This window comes from Henriciella sp. AS95 (assembly GCF_038900055.1).
GTDB lineage: Bacteria > Pseudomonadota > Alphaproteobacteria > Caulobacterales > Hyphomonadaceae > Henriciella.
In genome coordinates, this window is record NZ_JBBMQM010000001.1 from 131978 (window position 1) to 150588 (window position 18611).

Below are 18611 nucleotides of genomic sequence, written 5' to 3' on the forward strand. Positions count from 1 at the left end.
CGACACCACGACTTAGATTTTATTGGCCGCTCCATAGAACGGGGCGGCCAATTTCGTTTCGACGTGACTGTTGCTCAATCAGCACGAACTTTACCCGGCCCAGCCGACAAAAACATTTATCCGCCTACAGCACTTGCGAGTTATTCGCATTTGCAATACAGGCCTCCTGCGAATGAGAATACGTCTTATTAACAGGAGATATGGATGAGCTCTGCGATTCGGAAACCAAAAAGCCTGAGGATGCAGGCGGCTGTCTACTCAGCCGCAGCGCTGACGGCGGCCCTGCCGGCGACGGCCCGAGAGCCCGAGGCTGAACTGCGCAATGATACGGTCGTGGTGACTGGCCAGGATGCCGACACGAACCCCTATGCCGATCCGGAAGCCCCATACCGCGCCATCAAATCAGCGAGCGGCCTGCTCACCGAAGACCTTCTGGACACGCCCAAGACCATCAGCGTCCTGACCGATGAGACCCTCAAGGACCTCGGCGCGAACTCCTTCCGCGAAGTTTTCCGCCAGCAGCCCGGCATTACGCTCGGCACAGGCGAGGGCGGCAACGCCTTTGGCGACCGAATTTTCATCCGCGGTTATGACGCCCGCAACGACGTCTATGTCGATGGCGTCCGCGACCCCGGTGTTGGCTCCCGCGAGACTTTTGCCGTCCAGCAGATCGAAATCCTGAAAGGCCCGTCCTCCACCTTCGGGGGACGCGGCACGACCGGCGGCGCGGTCAGCCTCGTCTCGAAACGGCCGGGCGAAGGCGACTGGGGCGATGCGGAATTCACCCTCGGCAGCGACGACACGCGGCGGGCCACGATCGACCTCAATGAGCAGGTCACCGACACGTTTGCCGTGCGTTTCAACGGCATGCTGCACGAATCCGGCGTGGCAGGCCGTGACCATGTCTTCAATGATCGCTGGGGTGCAGCGTTCGCGGCCGAATGGCAGCCGGCGGACAATTTCGAGCTGGGCTTTGATTATTATCACCTGTCGACCGACTTCCTGCCTGACTGGGGCCACCCATATGACACGGCCAAAAACGAGCCATTCAATGTCCGCAGGGACAATTTCTATGGCGTGCTTTCACGCGATGAAGGCGAAACGTTTGCGGATATCTATACCGGTCGCCTGTCCTGGGCCTTCGCCGAGAATGTGCAGTTCGACACGGTGCTTCGCTATGGCCAGTCGAAGAACAAGTACACCGCTTCGGCGCCAGAGCGTCCGGACGCTGTCGCGCGCACGGTTAGTGCCAATGCCAAACGCCGCGACGCGATCACCGATTACTGGACCAACCAGTCCTACTTCACGATCGACTTTGCGACGGGCGGTGTTGCGCACACGCTGGTGACGGGTATCGAGCTTTCGAAAGAAGAGATCCTCAACCGCCAGCGCGCCTTTACCGAATGCGCCACCCTGCCCTGCACCGGCACGGCCGCGAACCCGGTCCTCGACCTCGATAATCCCGACAATGGCATTCCATTCGGCAATGAGACGGCGGTGACCTCCCGACCGCTGATAACCACGGAAACGGCGGCGCTCTACGCTGTCGACACGATGGAATTCTCGCCGCAATGGAAGGCCTTTGTCGGGGTGCGCCTGGACGATTATTCCGCAGAAGCCACGAACATCTCAGGCCGGAGCGGACCACAGCCTGACCGCAGCGCGGATAGCCAGTTTCTCAACTGGCATGGCGGCCTGGTTTACAAGCCGGTCGAGAACGCGTCGATCTATGGCTCGGTCTCTTCTGCCAAGAACCCGCCCTGTGAGCAGCTGGATGCCTTTGCGCTGGATTATGGTGGCTGCGACGTTCGGATCACCGCGCTCGACCCCGTCGATAACCTCTCTTACGAAATCGGCGCAAAGTATAACCTGTTTGGCCATTTCGACCTGACCGGCGCGCTCTTCCTTATTGAACGTGAAGGGGTTCCGATCTCCCAGGGCCGCGGCGCTTCGGCGACCCTCGGCACGCAGGACCAGGAAGTGTCCGGCTTCGAGATCGGCATGGCTGGCAACATCACCGATGCCTGGAGCGTGTTCGGCGGCGTCACTGTGTTCGAAACGGAAATCACCGACAGCACAGATCCGTCACAGATCGGCGAAGGGTTCCCGAACGTTTCAGAGGAAAGCCTGTCGATCACGTCCCGCTACCAGATTACCGACCGCATCCATATTGGCGGCACGGCTGGCTATAATAGTGAGAAGTATGGCGGCACGCTGACGGCCGGAACGACGCAGGTGCCGGACTATTGGCGCTTCGACGTGTTCGGCGGCGTGCAGCTGACCGACACACTCAGCCTGTCCTTCAACGTGCTGAACGCAACCGATGAGCTCTACTATGATGCGCTCTACCGGTCCGGCACACCGTTCAGCTATGTCGCACCGGGGCGCTCGGCTCTGGTCACGCTGGACGTCGACTTCTAGGACATACTTATTCGGGAAGGGCGGCGCGTTCGCCCTTCCCCCCATTATCGACGGGGCACGCCATGCTGATCTGTATTCCGCAACTGCTGAGCAAGGCCCAGGTTGCCGACATTCGCACACTGATCGATGCGGCTGACTGGGTTGATGGCCGCGAGACGGCGGGCGCTCAATCGGCGAAAGCCAAGAAGAATACGCAGCTTCCAGCTGGCAGCCCGCAGGGCATCGAAGCGCAGAAGATCATCAGCGCCGAGCTTGGCAGTCATCCCCTGTTTCTGGCGGCCGCCCTTCCCCTCAAGGTTTTCCCGCCGCTTTTCAATCGCTATTCCGTCGGCGACCGGTTCGGCGCGCATGTCGACAACGCGATCCGGTCCGGACCAACAACCCGTATCCGCACAGATCTTTCAGCGACGCTGTTCCTGACGGAGGCTGAAGACTATGATGGCGGCGAGCTGCTAATCGAGACGCAGTTCGGCGCGCAGGAGGTCAAACTCGAAGCCGGCGACATGGTGCTTTATCCATCGTCCAGCCTGCACCGGGTCACAGAGGTGACGCGAGGCGCGCGGGTCTCGAGCTTCTTCTGGCTGCAAAGCATGGTCCGCGATGATGGTGAGCGCAGCCTTTTGTTCGACATGGACCAGTCAATCCAGACGCTGGCGAGCGAACGTGGCCATGAAGATGGCGAAGTCATCCGGCTCACGGGCGTCTACCACAATCTCATTCGCCGCTGGGCCGACGCCTAACCGGCCATCGCTTTCAGCGTTGCAAGGTGCGGTTCGATATCGAGGTCCTGCGCCGCGAGCCATTCCGGGCTATAATAAGTATCAAGATAGCGTTCCCCGCCATCGCAGATGAGTGTCGCGACACTGCCGGGACGGCTGGCCCGGCGCATTTCATCCATCAGATGGAGCGCAGCCCAGACATTTGTTCCGGTCGAGCCGCCGCATTTGCGGCCAAGAATATCTTCAAGCCAGTGAATGGTCGCGATGGAGGCCGCATCCGGCACCTGGACCATGCGGTCGATGACCTGCGGCTGGAAGGAGGCCTCGACGCGCGGCCGGCCGATGCCTTCGATCCTTGAGCGTGTCGCAAGGCGAAGGAACGGATCGCCTGACACGAAGTGGTCATAAAAAACGGAGTTTTCCGGATCCGCCACACATAGCTGCGTCTTGGCCGCAAGGTCCCCGCGATAGCGGATATAGCGTCCAATCGTGGCTGATGTCCCGCCGGTGCCCGCACTCATGACGACCCAGTCGGGCAGTTTATGCTCTTCCAGCTCCAGCTGCGCGAACAGGCTCTCGGCGATATTGTTATTGCCGCGCCAGTCGGTGGCGCGCTCGGCATAGGTGAACTGGTCCATATAGTGCCCGCCCAGTTCGTGCGCGGTCCGCTCGGCCTCAGCGTAAATGTCGGCGGCTTCGACGGCGCGCGTTTCACCGCCATAGAAGCGAATCTGATCAAGCTTGCTCTGCGCGGTGCCTTTTGGAACGACCGCGATGAAGCGCAGCCCCAGTATCTTTGCGAAATAGGCTTCCGACACGGCGGTCGACCCAGACGAGCTTTCGACAATGGCCGTGTCAGGGCCAATCTTTCCGTTGCACAAGCCATAGAGATAGAGTGAGCGTGCCAGGCGGTGCTTCAGGCTGCCGGAGGGGTGGATCGACTCGTCCTTGAGATAGAGTGTCTGATCTTTGAACCCGGGGAGTTCCGCCTTGATAAGATGCGTGTCGGCCGAGCGATTGAAATCAGCCTGGATCCGGCGCATGGCTTCGCACACCCAGAGGCGATCTGCGCAAATCTCATCCATCTCTGTCCTCCTCAACCGCTCTGGCCCTTGGCAGTGGCAGGAGATGCTTGACGGCGCAAGACCGTTCGACCATCACCCAGTGCCATGATTATTGCTATTGATGGCACACTTGCATCGGGCAAGGGCACAATCGCCCGGCGCATCGCCGCCTGGTTTGGCCTGCCCCATATGGATACCGGCCGCCTGTATCGGGCCACAGGCGTTGCCGCGCTCAAGGAGCAGGTCGACCTCGCCGATGGCGAACTGGTGGCGGCTGTCGCCGCCTCGCTTGATCTCAATGATTTCGAAGAGAGCGAGCTGCGCACGGCCGAGGCGGGCACCGCGGCGTCGAAAGTCGCCGTCCTTCCTGAGGTGCGGGCGGCATTGCTACAATTGCAGAGAGATTTCGCCCATCAGGAAATGGGGGCGGTTCTGGACGGCCGGGATATCGGCACTGTGGTGTGCCCTGAAGCCGAGGTGAAGCTCTGGATCGACGCTGATGTGGAGGTTCGCGCGCAGCGCCGCCATCTGGAACTGCGCAAGGCTGGCGACACGATCTCACTCGACGCCCTGACGCAGCAGCTGCGCGAACGCGACGAGCGCGATGCCAATCGCAAGGATGCCCCAATGAAGAAGGCCGCAGATGCGGTCTTGATCGACACGACTGATCTGACTATAGACGCGGCTGTGGATAAGGCACGAGCTGTGATTGAAGACGTCATGGCCCGCAACGAGTAGCCGGCTCTGAAGTTTAGCGCTTCAAATCCAAAAGCCAGCCTCCGCCCGTTCCGATCTTACCTGACAGCGTATAGACGCCGGCAATCCCGCTCGGCGCATGAACCTGCGTTCGTCAGTCATCTGGAGTAAAAATGTCAACTGAAACCATGAACCCGAGCACCGACGACTTCGCAGCAATGTTCGAAGAGAGCACCGGTGCCTCAACCCTGCAGGAAGGCCGCGTGGTCCCTGCAACCGTTATCGGCGTCGCCGGTGACTTTCTCACGCTGGACGTCGGCCTGAAGGTCGAAGGCCGCGTGCCGATGAAAGAATTCCTCCTCGAGGACGAAAAGCCAAAGGCTGGCGATATCGTCGAAGTCTATCTCGACCGTATCGAAAACCTGATGGGCGAAGCTGTTCTTTCGCGCGACAAGGCTCGCCGCGAAGAAAGCTGGATCAAGCTCGAGGACAGCCACAACAAGGACGAGCCGGTCAAAGGCGCGATCTCTGGCCGCGTCAAAGGCGGTTTCACCGTCGATCTTGGCGGCGTGAACGCCTTCCTTCCTGGCAGCCAAGTGGACATCCGTCCGGTTCGCGACGTTGGCCCGCTTATGGGCGAAGTCCAGCCATTCCAGATCCTCAAGCTCGACCGCGCCCGCGGCAACATCGTTGTCTCGCGCCGTGCGATCCTTGAAGAGAGCCGCGCCGAACAGCGTGCTGAAATCGTCGATGCAATGAATGAAGGCGATACCCGTGAGGGCGTCGTCAAGAACATCACCGATTACGGTGCGTTCGTTGATCTCGGCGGCATCGATGGCCTGCTTCACGTCACTGACATGAGCTGGAAGCGCATCAACCACCCAAGCCAGGTCGTCAATGTTGGCGACACGGTCAAAGTCCAGATCATCAAGATTAACCAGGACACCCAGCGCATCTCGCTCGGCATGAAGCAACTCGAAGCCGATCCTTGGGAAGGCGTCGAAAGCAAGTACATGGTTGGCACGCGCCTTAACGGCCAGGTCACGAACATCACCGATTACGGTGCTTTCGTTGAGCTGGAAGACGGCGTCGAAGGCCTGATCCACGTCTCCGAAATGAGCTGGACCAAGAAGAACGTCCATCCGGGCAAGATCGTCTCGACCTCTCAGGAAGTCACCGTCGAAGTTCTCGACGTCGATTCCGAGAAGCGCCGCATCTCTCTCGGCCTGAAGCAGACCCAGGACAATCCATGGTCGGCCTTCATGGCAGATCATCCGGTCGGCACCGAAGTCGAAGGCGAAGTCCGTGGCATCACGGAGTTCGGTCTGTTCATCGGTCTTGGACCGGAACTCGACGGCATGGTGCACATCAACGACATCGCATGGGACGTCCCGGGCGAGCAGGCGATTGCCAACTTCAACAAGGGCGACGTTGTCCGCGCGAAAGTGCTGGACGTCGACACCGAGAAAGAGCGTATCTCGCTCGGCATCAAGCAGCTTGCTGGTGATCCGATGTCCGATATGGCGCTTCGCCGCGGTGAAATCGTCACCTGTACGGTCTCTGAGGTCACCTCCGGTGGCATCGAAGTTTCCTTCGGCGAGCCGGCCATGACGGCCTTCATCCGCCGTTCGGACCTCTCGCGTGACCGTTCCGAGCAGCGCCCAGAGCGTTTCTCTGTCGGTGACAAGATCGACGCCAAAGTGACCCAGCTCGACACCAAGTCGCGCCGCGTCTCGGTTTCGATCAAGGCCCTGGAGATCTCCGAAGAGCAGGAAGCCGTCAAGCAGTACGGTTCTGCAGACAGCGGTGCATCGCTCGGCGATATCCTCGGTGCAGCCCTCAGCGGTGGCGAGAGCGAAGCTCCAGAAGCCGAAGAGAAGCCGAAGGCCAAGAAGACCACGGCAAAAGCCAAGAAGGCTGACGAAGCGGACGCTGAAGAAGCCGAAGCAGAGGCAGAGGTAGAGGCAGACACAGAGGAAGCCGAAAAGGCTCCGAAGAAAGCTGCCGCCAAGAAGCCCGCAGCCAAGAAAACAACCGCCAAGAAAACGACCAAGAAAAAGGACGACGACGGCGAGTAAAGGCTGAATTTTCTACACAGCGTAGAAAATTACAAAAATTCAAGACTCTATTTGGGGCGAAGACACTGGTTTTCGCCCCAAATTTCGTTTACATTCAAAGTCATGCTCAGATCGGAACTGATATCCCGCCTTGCGGTTGAGTACGCCCACCTGAAACACGACGATCTGGAGAAGATCGTCGCGGTGATTCTGGATGAGATTGCAGAAGCACTCGCCAATGGTGACCGCGTTGAATTGCGAGGCTTCGGCGCCTTCTCCGTGCGGGAGAGGAAGCCGCGCGTCGGCCGCAACCCCAGAACGGGTGAGAAGGTCATGGTGGAAGCGAAATCGGTTCCCTTCTTCCGGCCAGGCAAGGAATTGCGGGCACGCGTAAACGGCGGTGTCGACCCCGAAGCGCGGTAACACCCAGCCGGGTTATTCTCGCCGACTGCACGACCTGTACTTGTTTTATATTGACCCTAGTCGGGAAGCGAACGATTGTCGCTGCGCGGTCGGTCAGGGCCGCGACCTTGCAAGGAGGGGCAAAATGCTCAAGGAATTCAAAGAGTTTGCGGTGAAGGGCAATCTCGTCGACCTCGCCGTCGGCTTCATCCTCGGCGGAGCGTTCTCGACCATCGTCCAGTCGCTGGTCAACGACATCATGATGCCGCCGCTAGGCCTTGCGCTGGGCGGCGTGGATTTTACAGACCTGTTCGTTCCACTTGATGGTGGCACTTACGAATCACTCGCTGCAGCCACCGAAGCAGGCGCGCCGGTGATTGCATGGGGCAAGTTTGTCAATTCCTGCATCTCCTTTCTGATCATGGCGCTGGCGCTCTTCTTTGTGGTGAAGGGCATCAACAATCTCAAGCGCAAGCAGGAAGAGGCCCCGGCCGAAGCACCGCCGCCACCGCGTCAGGAAGTTCTACTGGAAGAAATTCGCAATCTACTCGCCAAGCAGTCGTAAACTTTTAACCAATCCACGCGACAAGCTCTCTTTAGTAGAGTTAGTTGCGTATGGGGCGACACCTTCCTGGTGCCGCCCCTTTATTTTTGCACATGACTCGGGCGCAAAAGCGCACCTAGGTGCCTAGTACTCGTAGATTTCCCAGTCCGTCATCTCGATCGTATAGGCCGCGTCGGCAAGATCTGACGTCTGGGTTTGCGTGCGTAGAGTGCCCTCGATCCAGACCGCCTGAGACAGATCCCTGAGCTTGATCTCCTTGTCCGTTTTCACAAACACAGTCTGGTTTGGCGGCGGCGGCGGCGCGTGCAGGCAGGCCCCATAATATGGCACCAGAAGGAATTCGCGGATGTTCGCGTCCTTGCCGTATTCGAAAGGCACCGTGTAGCCCGGCAAGCGGACTTTCATGCCGTCCATGTCCTTGACGGTGTTGAACGTTCCGATCTGGATCGCCTGGTCAGCCGAAGACCCTTCTGCGACCCCGGACCCGGAATAGAGCATCGCCATCTGGGCCTGGTACATCTCGGCGAGGCGTTCTTCTTCGCCTTCAGGCATCAGCTCTTCCCAGCCGATTTCCGTAACACCGCGCGCTGCGACAGCGTCGGCCTTGGCTTTCTCGTCAGCGCCGGCCTGCGCTATGGAGCTATCGTCGCTCGACGCCTCCGGCTCGGGGATCTTATCGCCGATCTGCGGGCCGTCACCGCTTTCAGCCTTGATCAGAATCGCATCCTTGGCTGCGTCAATGTCGGACGTGTCCGTCTGCTCCGGGATCGCTGGATCTGGCAGATCATCCTGGGGACCGCCGCAGCCGGCGAGAGCGAGTAGGCCAAATGCGCTGGCGCTGAAAAATAGAGTTTTCATACAGTCCATTTAAGGCGTCTACCGTCCTGCATCCATGTCTTTTTCACAAACGTGTCTAAACCTTCACGGTCAACCCATCAGCCAGGGACCGCCGAAGGGCCGTCACAGCGGGTATGACACCGATCAGAGTGGCCGCGCCGGTGACGGCGAGAATGGTCCAGAGGTCAATCATCGCCAGACCCAGGCCTTGAAGCTGCACACCGTAGCTGGAGGAGAGGACGGGTCCCAGCATCAGCAGGCCAAGCTGTACGACGACAACACCGAACACCGCGCCGATAAAGCCGAGAAGCGCCGCTTCAGCGACCATCAAAAAGAAGATATGTCCCGGTCTCGCGCCGGTCGCGCGCAGGATCGACATTTCGCGGCGGCGCTCATTGAGGCTGGTCAGAATACTGATCAGGACAGAGACTAGACCGACAGCGATCACGAAGATCGACACAGCAATCAGAGCGCGCTCAACCACGCCTGTGACCTGCCACAACTCACCGAGCGCTACGCCGGGAATGATCGCCAGCAAAGGCTCGCCAGCCTGGGTGTTCAGGGCCCGCTGGGTTGAGAGGATGGATCCGCGCCGCTCAAGGCCAAGGAAGACCGCCGTGATCGTCTTCGGCGTCAGGTCGAAACTACGGATCATGTCTTCGGTGATGGTATCGGCGAGCGGGCTCTTGGTACCCGATTCCCAGCCGACATGGATCGCGGTCATGCCCTCCAGCGGAATATGAATGGTCTGGTCCACAGGCGTGCCGGTCGGCGCCAGAATACCGGTAACAATGAAGGGTTTGTCGTCATGGTCGGTCAGCCCGCCCGCACCGAGACCGTGGGTGAGCACAATCTCGCTGCCAAGCCCATAACCAAGCTCTCGCGCCACCCCCGCGCCGAGTACGGCCTGATAGATATCATCGAACTTTCGTCCCTCGGCGACCTCAAGAGCGGTGCCATTGCCATACTTGTAATGGGTGAAATAGGCGTCATTGGTGCCCATCACGCGGAAACCACGGTGGCTGTCACCGAGCGACACGGGGATGGTCCAGGCCACGTCGCTGCGGTTCGCGATCTCCTGATAGGTCGGCCAGCTGATTTCCGCCGTCGCATTGCCCAGCCGGAACACCGAATACAGCAAAAGGTTGATCTGGCCTGTTGGCGCGCCGACGATCAGGTCCGTGCCGGAAATCGTATTGTCGAAACCGGCACGGGCGCCATTGCGCGCCTTGTCGACCCCAAGGAAAAGAGCGACTGAGAGGGCGACCGCGAGGATCGTCAGAAGGGCAGATCCCTTCCGGTTCATCAGGCTTCGCCAGGCCAGTCCGAGGATCGATCCACCGCTCATGCCGGAACCCTCGCCGTATTCAGCTCTGTCAGATCGACGCTTCGGTCGAAATGAGAGGCCAGCGCGCCATCATGACTGACGAAAAGCAGGGCGGCGCCCGATCGGGACGCTTCCTCATTCAGCAACGCAATGAAGCGGTCACGCGCATCGGCGTCGAGGGCCGATGTGGGCTCATCTGCGATCAGCAAGCTCGGCCCGCCAATCAACGCACGCGCGACGGCAACCCGCTGCTGCTGGCCGACTGAAAGCTCTGTCACGGGGCGGGCGAGCAGCTTTTCATCTGTCAGGCCAAGGCGTGCAAGCAAGCGCCGAGCCTCCTCAACTGGGCCGCCGCCTTCAGCCACCACAGCGCGCCGCGCTTTGGAGAACCGGCAGGGCAGCGTCACGTTCTGCACAACGGAAAGATACGGCACCAGATTGAACATCTGGAAGATGACCCCGAGATGATCGGCGCGAACCCGGTCCCGCTTCGCGCTGCCGAGCGCCGACATCTCTTCACCCAGAACCCGAATGTGACCAGCCTGCGGCTCAAGAACCCCTGCGATCAAGCCAAGCAGCGTTGACTTGCCCGACCCGCTTGGCCCGCGCAGAAAGAGCCGCTCACGGCTCGCCATATTGAAAGCGGCGATGTCGAGAAGCGGAGTATCGGCGCCATCCCAGGCAAAGCGCAGATCGCGAATTTCAATGGCAGGCTGGTCAGACAAGGACTAGCGAAGCTCCAAAACTGAATTCGATTGCGTCAGCTCTCCGGCAACCTGGTCGGTATCGGAAACAAAGACAGCATCAATCGTCTCCAGTCCCGGATAGTCAGCCATTTTGATGAAATCGATGCGACTGATCTCATCAGCGTTTTCGCACGTGTAGACATGCTCGACATCGAGATCAGCATGGCCGTTTGCGAAATGCGTCTCGGTGGTGGTCATCAGAGGAAGACAACCGGATTCGCGATTAATCTCGACCATTCCGCCGGGCACGGTGAAAGCATCCTTCAGCGCGTTGATCGCTTCGGTTTGCTCGTCGGTTTCTGCTTCATGCTCAAACCCGATCAAGGACATCAGGGGCGCTTCGAAGGTAATGGTCAATGCGTCGCCGTCGACGCCGGCTGCCAGCGTGCCGGAGCCGTGAACATGAGCTTCCATGCGCTCGGATTGGCTCGGGTCGTTCGCCGTTCCCTCTGGCGGCAATGTCCGGTCCATGTCGGCGTCGGCGGCCTCTGTATCCTCGGATGCCTCGTCTGTAGCGGCCGGCGCCGCGACTTCCTTGTCCGCCAGTTCGGTTTTCTCGCAGCCGGCAAGCGACACAAGGCCGACAAGCGCTACGCCTGCAATAATTATTGAAGCTTTCATGGGAGGGGTCCTTTCAGGACAGAGAATACCGTACGACCAGAAAAAAACGGGTCGCAATCTCGTAAATGCGATACTATAACGTTTCCATTCAGGCAATTCGTATTGCGCTAGATATTAACTGCACAAAACTCAGCGCAACACAAAGCAGGGCGGCATCCGATCTATGTGGTCATCGATTCAGGCACCGCTTTTCTTCGGGCTGATTGCCTGTTTCTGCACGACAGTTGGTCTGATTGTGGTGGCACAGCGTGCCATCTGGAGCGAGCGCAATGCATCCCTCTTTGGTCTTGCTGCGGCGGGCATGCTGACGACGCTTACATTTCTGCACATCATCCCTGAAGCCTTCCACTTTTCGCTGAATGCGCCTGTCTGGCTGGCTGTTGGCTTTTTCAGCGGGCTTTTACTGCACAATGGCGTGAAAACCGCTTTTCCAAGCGAAGATGGCATCGCGCATCGCCATGAAGCACTGACACCGATCATCGCCATCGCGGTCCATTCCTTTCTGGACGGGGTTATCTATGCCGTGACATTCGCCGCGAGTTTCTCTGCCGGTGTCTATGCGGCGGTGGGACTGACGCTGCATGAATTCCCGGAAGGCGTTATCGCTTTCGCAATCCTGCGCCGGTACGGTATTTCTAACGTCCAGGCGTTCTGGCTGGCCTTTCTGGCTGCCGCTGCAACGACGCCGCTCGGTGTGATTGTCGCTGGCCCCTTTATGTATGGGCTCGATAATGACACGATCGGTTCACTGTTTGCGGTGTCGGCAGGCCTGCTGATCTTTGTGGCGACAGGCCCTCTGATGGCCCCGCTCAAGGAGATGCAACCCGTACGCGGACTGACAGCCATTGCCGCTGGTGCCGGGGCCGCGATCCTGCTGGTTCTCGCTCCAATCCAGGGCCATGGCCACGAAGACGGTCATGATGACGAGCATACCTTGCCGGCATCTGGCCATGCGAGTGAGGGTTCGCATGATGAGATACGCCCAATCTGATGGTGCGCGGTCACGCCTGACCATCTGGCGCCGTGCCGGGCTGGCCCTTGTGCTCGGCCTCCTGGCGCTGAGCCTGTTCCAGCAACTTGCCGCTGCTCATCCGGCAGATGAGTTCTGCACGCCCGGCGGCGGGCTCGACCCGGAACTCTGCCGCGCCTTGTCAGAAATGGACCGCTCGTCCACGGCTGACGGCACGATCGAAACAGCCCAGCCCACACAGTATTCCGGCATGGAGAATGTTGACCTCGACCGTTCCGGGTTCGAGACCTTCTTTGTCTATGTCTCCGGGGGCGTGCGCCACATCCTGCCCGGCGGCTATGACCACATTCTGTTTATCCTCGCCATTTTCCTCGCTTCGCCGCGGATGAAGCCGCTGCTTATCCAGATTTCTTGCTTTACCGTCGCGCACACAATCACGCTGGCTGTGGTGGCAGCGGGCGTTTTCGACCCGGACCCGGACATCGTGGAGCCATTGATCGCAGGCACCATCGCTATCGCCGCCTTCGAGAACATCCTGTTCGGACGCATGACGCGGCTCCGTCCAATTCTCGTTTTCGCATTCGGTCTCATCCACGGCATGGGCTTTGCCGATTATTTCCTGAGCCAGGGCCTGCCCGACGGCATGTTCTGGACCGCGCTGATCGGCTTCAATATCGGCGTCGAGATCGGCCAGCTCGCTGTCGTCGGCCTGGCTTTCGCCGCCTCGCTTTATTTCCGCGGCGTGCTGAAACAGGCGTCCCGAATGGACCTCTATCGCCCGATGATCGTCATTCCAGTGTCACTAGCCATCGGTGTGACCGGTCTCGTCTGGACCTTACAGCGCCTCTACGGCTAGGGGTCGCCCCGCCGACCGGCACCAGTTTTGCAACCCAGCTTGGTTATCAAAAGGTAACCAGCAGGGTCAGCCATGAAAAAACGGCTTCTTCGATATCTGAGCGCGCTGACGGTTTCGATCATCTGCACCTATTCGGGGCTTCAACGCGTCGCCTTCGCAGACACGGCTCAAGTGCCAGCTTGCGGAATGAACGATGTTTTTGCCTGGCAGGACAGGCTGGAGAACCCCACGGAAGAAGCAACGCCCGCCTACGTCCAGCGCGTCAGCGAAGCCTTCATCACCGATTGCCCGAACCGCCCGGAAGTCGCCGAGGCCCATCGGATTGCCGCCCTCGCTGCGGGTTGGGGAAATGACGCAGAAGCGTCTGCAGTCCACTTTGAACAGGCCGGCTATGTCACGGACGTCGAGTCGCTATTCATGAACGCCGCAGTGCTTTTAGCCACCGGCGAAAATGAGAGAGCCTGGCGCATGCGCGACCAGGCGATTGAATTCTGGCTCGCCCGGATGACCCGCCGCGGCATTGCCGACGTGGAAGTTGATGAGCTGAAAGGCGGCGACCTCATCTCGCTGCGGTTCCGCGAGACCGATGCAGACCTGCGCCAGTCCCGCCTATGGATCGTCAAACCGGATGGCGCTGGCTGGCCGGCGGCCCTCAGCATATCTTCGGATCGCCAGCTCAATGCCTTTCACAAGATGCGGGCTGGGCAGGACGCCAGCGACCTTCAGCTGATCCGTCTCTATCGATGCACCAGCCGCAAATTGCTCGGACGTGGGAGCAAGCCGGTTTCAGATGAAGAGATCTCCGCAACGGCCACCGCCGCTCTGCAGGCCTATCTTTTTGCCCCTGACATTCCGAAATCCGGCGAGTTCGAAACCTGCCTGTTTGCGCAACGCATGTTGCCGGACATGACGTCCGGCAACGCGATTGCAATCCAGTAGGCTCCGGCCTCTCAGCTCGCCCGGCGGCGACGATAAGGTCTGACCTTCTTGCGCTCATCCTGCATGAGCCTCCAAGGCTTGTACGCCTCCAGCGGAAACAGTGTGCACTGGCGCTCATCGTTTGACGCATCTCCGTCGCTCTGGGCCGGACGCCGGCTCTCACCCGGCACCTCGTCTCCGAAAAAAGGATTCTGCTGAGCCAGTCTGGAGAGGATGCGATCTTCCAGATAACTCGGCCGGTGGCAGAGCTTCGGGTCATCGCCATTCATCGCGACCACCATCTGGTCGCGGCTGAGATCACGAAAGATGGTCGGATTGTCGATGCCTAGCGCCTCGGCGGCACCCTTGGCGCTTCCCGCACCAAGCCGCCCGAAAATCTGCACCGCCTGGCAATTGCTGATCAGCGTCTCCCAGTCAGGGTAGAGCCGCTTGATCTGCGCCGGGTCCTGCCAGAAGCTCCAGGTGCGCACGCCATAGCCCCTGAGCAGGGTCAGCGAGGACCTCAGCGGATCGAATGTGCCAAGCTGAGCGGCTTCATCGATCAGGAAGAGCGTATGCATGTCAGGCCGCTTGCGGCGCCGGCACATCAGTGAAAACAGCGCCCCGACCCACATGCGCAGCACCGAGCCGTGCGACTGCATCATATGCGGTGGCAGGACGAGGTAGATCGTCATCGGGTCGCCGCGGGTGACGGCGTTCAGGTCAAAGGACGAGGTGTAGAGACTGTTCATCATCGAGTCGCCACGAAACACGTCCAGCGCATCGGCCGCGATCGAAACGATGGACTGGCGCGTCCGCTCGGCCGGACCACTGATGCCGGCATGGGTCATGCGAACCTCATTGTGCCGGGACGTGCGCAGCGCCTCGATCACCGATTCCTCCTCCAGAGAGGCCCTGTGCAGGATCTCACGCACCTTGAGCAGGTTTCGATCTCCGGCTGGCATGTCGTGGCACACGTGCAGGATCAGGCCTGTGATGAGCTGCGTCGCGCGGTTCGACCAATAGGGGTCCGTTTTCAGCACAGGCGTGATCATGCTGGCGATCATCGCCGCATCATCGGTACAGTCGGCATATTGCGGATCGACCAGTTCAAGCGGGTTAAACCGGGAGGGTTCCTGACCGCTGATACCGAATGGATCAATGACGTGGACATCCTGTCCCATCTGGCGGCGCCGCTCTGCTGTGACCGCAGCGTTCTCGCCCTTGGGGTCAATCACAATGACCGGACCAGCATAGGTCAACAATGTCGGGATGATGCAGCTCACGCCCTTGCCCGACCCGGTCGGGGCGATTGTCAGGATGTGGCCGTCGCCGCCCATTTCGATCGGCTCAACAGGCCTGCCCCCGGTATCGCCTGGCGGCTGGGAGAAGCCCATACCGGTCGCCTGATCGGACGGCGTCTGCCACCCCAGAACGATGGTCTCTCCATCATGGTCGCGAAAAGGACTATAGGTGTTTGGCAGCGTGTCGTTTCTCGACATTTGGAACTCCCTGTTGATTGCCGGACCTGTGGAAAGGCTGGAACAAACAGGGAAATGGAACAACCCAAAACTTCGAGATATTGGCCTTATTCATGGCGGCGATTCCCGCCATAGAAAAAGCCTCCCGAACGGCGAGGTCCGGGAGGCTTCTGATCGTATACTGACGATAGCGGGTCTAGCCGTCGCCCTGCTCTGTCACCTCAAAGCCGCGATTACGAAGGAGCGGTTCGATGGTTGGGTCTGATCCGCGGAAGTTGCGGTACAGCTCATCGGCCTCACGCAGACCACCGCTTTCATACACCCACTGCTTCAGTTTCGCCGCGAGCTCCGGATTGAAGATATCGCCGGTTTCCTTGAATGCTTCATACCCGTCAGCATCCAGAATTTCGGACCAGAGATAAGCGTAGTATCCTGCAGAATATCCACCAGCGAAGATGTGGCTGAAATAGTTGGAACGGTAACGCGGCTCGATCTCTTCAATCAGTCCATATTTGTCGAGTACAGACTTTTCGAACGCCCGCGCATCCTCGATTTCCATGGCTTCGTCATAGGACAGCATGTGCCAGTTCAGGTCGAGTAGCGAGGCGGCGATATACTCCGTGGTCGAGAAGCCCTGATTGTGGTTCGACGCTTCATTCATCCGCTCAATGAGCTCCAGAGGAATCGTCTCTCCGGTCTCATAGTGCTTGGCATATTCCTCGAGCACTTCAGGCGCACCAGCCCAGTGCTCGAGAATCTGCGCCGGGAACTCGGTATAGTCCCTTGGTCCGTCTACGCCCGAAAAATTCTTGTACCGAATCTGGGTGAGAAGGCCGTGCAGACCGTGGCCGAATTCGTGAAACAGCGTCGTCACCTCATCGAACCGCATCAGCGTGGGCTGGCCTTCGGGCGGCTGGATCAGATTGAGATTGTTGCTGACGATCGGCCGAATGTCCTCGCCATCGACATCAGAAGCGACACGGAAGGTGCTCATCCATGCCCCGCCGCGCTTGGAATCGCGGGCATACATGTCTGACATGAACAGGCCGAGGAATTCGCCGGTCTCAGCATCGGTCACCTCAAAAGAGTTGACGACCGGGTTCCAGCCTTCGACGTCAACCGGCGTGATCTCGATATTGAAAAGCCGGCTGGCGACATCGAAGGCCCCCTGCTGGACGGCGCCGAGTTCGAAATACGGCTTCAGCGCATTGTCATCGAAGGCATATTTGTTCTGGCGGACCTTTTCTGAATAATACCACCAGTCCTGACCTTCAAAAGTGAACTCGTCGCCAATTAGCTCCTGCATTTCGGCGCGTTCTGCCTTGGCCTGGGCGAGGCCCGGACGCCAGACACGGAGCAGGAATTCCTCAGCCCCTTCCGGCGTTTTGGCCATATTGGTTTCCAGCACATAAGCGGCATGGTTGGGATAGCCCATCAGCTCGGCGCGTTTGGCCCGAAGCTGGGCGATCTCGATCGCGATGGGACCATTGTCGAACTCGCCTTCGGAGGCGCGCAGGCGATAGCCGTCAAACATCTTCTTGCGAAGGTCACGGTTTTCCGACTGCGTCATGAAGGTCTCATAGACGGACCGATCGACCGTCAGCAGCCATTTGTCCTCATCGCCATCCATCTTGATGGCGTCCTTGAAGTCCTGCGACAGGCCTGCCAGCTCGGCTTCATCGGTGACTTCGATACGGAATGCCTTGGTCGAGCGCAGCAGGTTCTGCCCGAACTTGGTCGTGAGTGACGAGATCTGGGAGTTGATATCCGCAACCTGGTCTTTGACGTCCTGCGGCAGGTCGGCCCCGGCGCGGGTGAACTGACGATGGGTCAGCTCAAGCAGACGGGCATCCTGCTCATCGAGGTCCAGCGTATCGCGCTGTTCGTAGACCGTCTTGACGCGCTGCCAGAGATCCTGATTGAAAACCATCGCATCCTGTTCACGCGTGAGCATCGGATAGATGACGCCTTCAAGCTCGCGCAGGCGATCATTGGTATCGGTGCCCGTAATGTTGCTGAAGACCAGGACGACCTTCGTGACCAGGGGCGCGGTTTCATCGAGGGCGACGATCGTGTTCTCGAAGGTCGGCTCCTCTTCATTTTCGATGATCGCTTCAACCTCGGCGCGGGCATCGAGGATGCCCTTCTTGATGGCCGGCAAATACTCTTCGTCATCAATCTCGGAGAATGGCGGCACACCGAATGGTGTGTCCCACTCCTCAAGGAAGGGATTTCCCTCCAGTTCCTCATCAGTGACGCTGATTTCCTGCAAGGCGCCGGGCTCTGCCGTGGCCGCCTCAGCGCCAGCCGCTGCCGGAGTATCAGCCTCCAAGGTCGCATCCTTCGAAGCAGAGTTTGCACTGTCTTCGGCGGGCGAGCACGCGCTGATGGCGACTGCAAGCATGGCCGCGCCCCCCATGAGAATGGTCTTGAGAGTCATGATGATCCTTTCAGGAACTGATTTGCCCCGTTTTTGCCGGTGAACAGCAAGAGTGTCCAGACTTTCACAAATGAGGCGGCGTTTTTTGCCGCACGACATTCCATCTTCTGGGCAGAACCGCCCAATCCCTCTACATCGGAGCGAATCGCGTCCTGTCGCGTTCTGGAGAGATGATGACCCGTGTCGATAACAGTTTGCTGATCCTGGGCGCCGCTCTCATTTGCGCGCCGCTTGTCATGTATGTCGTGGACTCACTGATTGGGCTTGGGCGGTATGATCCGCTAACCCTGTCTACGCTTCTTGGCGGAACCGGGGCAGGGCTTCTCGCTCTCAGCCAACGGGGTAGCTGGATCGGTTTCTTTCTGTCGTTCGCTGCCGGGCTGTTGCTGGTCGCGCTTCAGGTCTACGGGATCGCATTCCTCGTCCTGCATGTGACCGGCCTTTAGGCCCCGCGGATCGCACGCTTTCCGACTTCGAATTTGGGCGGACGC

The 18611-nt window shown here is 59.4% G+C and carries 17 protein-coding genes; 10 read left to right on the forward strand and 7 right to left on the reverse strand.

Annotated features, from left to right (window positions below; genetic code table 11):
• Window positions 1-204 precede the first annotated feature (204 nt).
• Both WNY37_RS00720 and WNY37_RS00725 read left to right on the forward strand, forming a co-directional pair.
• Entirely contained in the window at window positions 205-2421 is a 2217-nt protein-coding gene (locus WNY37_RS00720) for a TonB-dependent siderophore receptor (RefSeq protein WP_342971535.1), read from the forward strand.
• A gap of 62 nt (window positions 2422-2483) precedes the next feature.
• Window positions 2484-3161, forward strand: a complete 678-nt coding sequence (locus tag WNY37_RS00725) for a Fe2+-dependent dioxygenase (protein WP_342971536.1) — start codon at window positions 2484-2486, stop codon at window positions 3159-3161.
• On the opposite strand, the gene WNY37_RS00730 is transcribed toward WNY37_RS00725, so the two are convergent.
• Entirely contained in the window at window positions 3158-4225 is a 1068-nt protein-coding gene (locus tag WNY37_RS00730) for a PLP-dependent cysteine synthase family protein (protein WP_342971537.1), read from the reverse strand. The genes WNY37_RS00725 and WNY37_RS00730 overlap by 4 nt on opposite strands.
• Before the next feature lie 84 nt (window positions 4226-4309).
• Between WNY37_RS00730 and cmk the strand changes: the two genes are divergently transcribed.
• The 4 genes from cmk (at window position 4310) to mscL (ending at window position 7924) form a co-directional block, all read left to right on the forward strand.
• A complete protein-coding gene (gene cmk, locus WNY37_RS00735) occupies window positions 4310-4942 on the forward strand; it encodes a (d)CMP kinase (RefSeq protein WP_342971538.1) in 633 nt (210 codons plus the stop codon).
• 131 nt (window positions 4943-5073) lie between these two features.
• The gene (rpsA, locus tag WNY37_RS00740; protein WP_342971539.1) at window positions 5074-6978 is read left to right on the forward strand and encodes a 30S ribosomal protein S1; all 1905 of its coding nucleotides are present in this window, start codon (window positions 5074-5076) and stop codon (window positions 6976-6978) included.
• Window positions 6979-7080: 102 nt separating this feature from the next.
• Window positions 7081-7380: an integration host factor subunit beta gene (locus WNY37_RS00745; RefSeq protein WP_342971540.1), complete on the forward strand. Its 300-nt coding sequence runs from the start codon at window positions 7081-7083 to the stop codon at window positions 7378-7380.
• Between the two features lie 124 nt (window positions 7381-7504).
• Entirely contained in the window at window positions 7505-7924 is a 420-nt protein-coding gene (mscL, locus tag WNY37_RS00750; RefSeq protein ID WP_342971541.1) for a large conductance mechanosensitive channel protein MscL, read from the forward strand.
• Window positions 7925-8047: 123 nt separating this feature from the next.
• Here the strand turns inward: mscL and WNY37_RS00755 are convergent, their stop codons facing one another.
• The 4 genes from WNY37_RS00755 to WNY37_RS00770 are packed head-to-tail and all read right to left on the reverse strand — an operon-like array spanning window position 8048 to window position 11455.
• Complete coding sequence (locus WNY37_RS00755; protein WP_342971542.1) at window positions 8048-8782, reverse strand: DUF3299 domain-containing protein; 735 nt, start codon at window positions 8780-8782, stop codon at window positions 8048-8050.
• Window positions 8783-8837: 55 nt separating this feature from the next.
• Window positions 8838-10109, reverse strand: coding sequence for an FtsX-like permease family protein (locus WNY37_RS00760; RefSeq protein ID WP_342971543.1), 1272 nt, complete (start codon window positions 10107-10109; stop codon window positions 8838-8840).
• Window positions 10106-10813 carry an ABC transporter ATP-binding protein gene (locus WNY37_RS00765; RefSeq protein ID WP_342971544.1) on the reverse strand — a complete coding sequence of 236 codons (708 nt, stop codon included), beginning with the start codon at window positions 10811-10813 and terminating at the stop codon, window positions 10106-10108. The genes WNY37_RS00760 and WNY37_RS00765 overlap by 4 nt, the downstream gene beginning before the upstream one ends.
• A gap of 3 nt (window positions 10814-10816) precedes the next feature.
• The gene (locus WNY37_RS00770; RefSeq protein ID WP_342971545.1) at window positions 10817-11455 is read right to left on the reverse strand and encodes a DUF2796 domain-containing protein; all 639 of its coding nucleotides are present in this window, start codon (window positions 11453-11455) and stop codon (window positions 10817-10819) included.
• Between the two features lie 163 nt (window positions 11456-11618).
• On the opposite strand from WNY37_RS00770, the gene WNY37_RS00775 reads away from it, so the two are divergent.
• The 3 genes from WNY37_RS00775 to WNY37_RS00785 all read left to right on the forward strand — a co-directional run bounded on the left by WNY37_RS00775 (window position 11619) and on the right by WNY37_RS00785 (window position 14220).
• Window positions 11619-12446, forward strand: a complete 828-nt coding sequence (locus tag WNY37_RS00775; protein ID WP_342971546.1) for a ZIP family metal transporter — start codon at window positions 11619-11621, stop codon at window positions 12444-12446.
• Window positions 12424-13281: a HupE/UreJ family protein gene (locus tag WNY37_RS00780; RefSeq protein WP_342971547.1), complete on the forward strand. Its 858-nt coding sequence runs from the start codon at window positions 12424-12426 to the stop codon at window positions 13279-13281. Before WNY37_RS00775 ends, WNY37_RS00780 begins: the two co-directional genes overlap by 23 nt.
• 72 nt (window positions 13282-13353) lie before the next feature.
• Entirely contained in the window at window positions 13354-14220 is an 867-nt protein-coding gene (locus WNY37_RS00785) for a hypothetical protein (RefSeq protein ID WP_342971548.1), read from the forward strand.
• A gap of 11 nt (window positions 14221-14231) precedes the next feature.
• On the opposite strand, the gene WNY37_RS00790 is transcribed toward WNY37_RS00785, so the two are convergent.
• The gene (locus WNY37_RS00790) at window positions 14232-15701 is read right to left on the reverse strand and encodes a type IV secretory system conjugative DNA transfer family protein (protein ID WP_342971549.1); all 1470 of its coding nucleotides are present in this window, start codon (window positions 15699-15701) and stop codon (window positions 14232-14234) included.
• Window positions 15702-15876: 175 nt separating this feature from the next.
• Complete coding sequence (locus tag WNY37_RS00795; protein WP_342971550.1) at window positions 15877-18120, reverse strand: M3 family metallopeptidase; 2244 nt, start codon at window positions 18118-18120, stop codon at window positions 15877-15879.
• Between the two features lie 170 nt (window positions 18121-18290).
• On the opposite strand from WNY37_RS00795, the gene WNY37_RS00800 reads away from it, so the two are divergent.
• Window positions 18291-18566, forward strand: coding sequence for a hypothetical protein (locus tag WNY37_RS00800; protein ID WP_342971551.1), 276 nt, complete (start codon window positions 18291-18293; stop codon window positions 18564-18566).
• Window positions 18567-18611: the final 45 nt, after the last annotated feature.

What these genes read in the sequence shown, in the direction of transcription:
- WNY37_RS00720 (WP_342971535.1), top strand. Translation starts at nt 205, where the DNA reads ATGAGCTCTGCGATTCGGAAACCAAAAAGCCTGAGGATGCAGGCGGCT.
- WNY37_RS00725 (WP_342971536.1), top strand. Translation starts at nt 2,484, where the DNA reads ATGCTGATCTGTATTCCGCAACTGCTGAGCAAGGCCCAGGTTGCCGAC.
- WNY37_RS00730 (WP_342971537.1), bottom strand. Translation starts at nt 4,225, where the DNA reads ATGGATGAGATTTGCGCAGATCGCCTCTGGGTGTGCGAAGCCATGCGC.
- cmk (WP_342971538.1), top strand. Translation starts at nt 4,310, where the DNA reads ATGATTATTGCTATTGATGGCACACTTGCATCGGGCAAGGGCACAATC.
- rpsA (WP_342971539.1), top strand. Translation starts at nt 5,074, where the DNA reads ATGTCAACTGAAACCATGAACCCGAGCACCGACGACTTCGCAGCAATG.
- WNY37_RS00745 (WP_342971540.1), top strand. Translation starts at nt 7,081, where the DNA reads ATGCTCAGATCGGAACTGATATCCCGCCTTGCGGTTGAGTACGCCCAC.
- mscL (WP_342971541.1), top strand. Translation starts at nt 7,505, where the DNA reads ATGCTCAAGGAATTCAAAGAGTTTGCGGTGAAGGGCAATCTCGTCGAC.
- WNY37_RS00755 (WP_342971542.1), bottom strand. Translation starts at nt 8,782, where the DNA reads ATGAAAACTCTATTTTTCAGCGCCAGCGCATTTGGCCTACTCGCTCTC.
- WNY37_RS00760 (WP_342971543.1), bottom strand. Translation starts at nt 10,109, where the DNA reads ATGAGCGGTGGATCGATCCTCGGACTGGCCTGGCGAAGCCTGATGAAC.
- WNY37_RS00770 (WP_342971545.1), bottom strand. Translation starts at nt 11,455, where the DNA reads ATGAAAGCTTCAATAATTATTGCAGGCGTAGCGCTTGTCGGCCTTGTG.
- WNY37_RS00775 (WP_342971546.1), top strand. Translation starts at nt 11,619, where the DNA reads ATGTGGTCATCGATTCAGGCACCGCTTTTCTTCGGGCTGATTGCCTGT.
- WNY37_RS00780 (WP_342971547.1), top strand. Translation starts at nt 12,424, where the DNA reads ATGATGAGATACGCCCAATCTGATGGTGCGCGGTCACGCCTGACCATC.
- WNY37_RS00785 (WP_342971548.1), top strand. Translation starts at nt 13,354, where the DNA reads ATGAAAAAACGGCTTCTTCGATATCTGAGCGCGCTGACGGTTTCGATC.
- WNY37_RS00790 (WP_342971549.1), bottom strand. Translation starts at nt 15,701, where the DNA reads ATGTCGAGAAACGACACGCTGCCAAACACCTATAGTCCTTTTCGCGAC.
- WNY37_RS00795 (WP_342971550.1), bottom strand. Translation starts at nt 18,120, where the DNA reads ATGACTCTCAAGACCATTCTCATGGGGGGCGCGGCCATGCTTGCAGTC.
- WNY37_RS00800 (WP_342971551.1), top strand. Translation starts at nt 18,291, where the DNA reads ATGATGACCCGTGTCGATAACAGTTTGCTGATCCTGGGCGCCGCTCTC.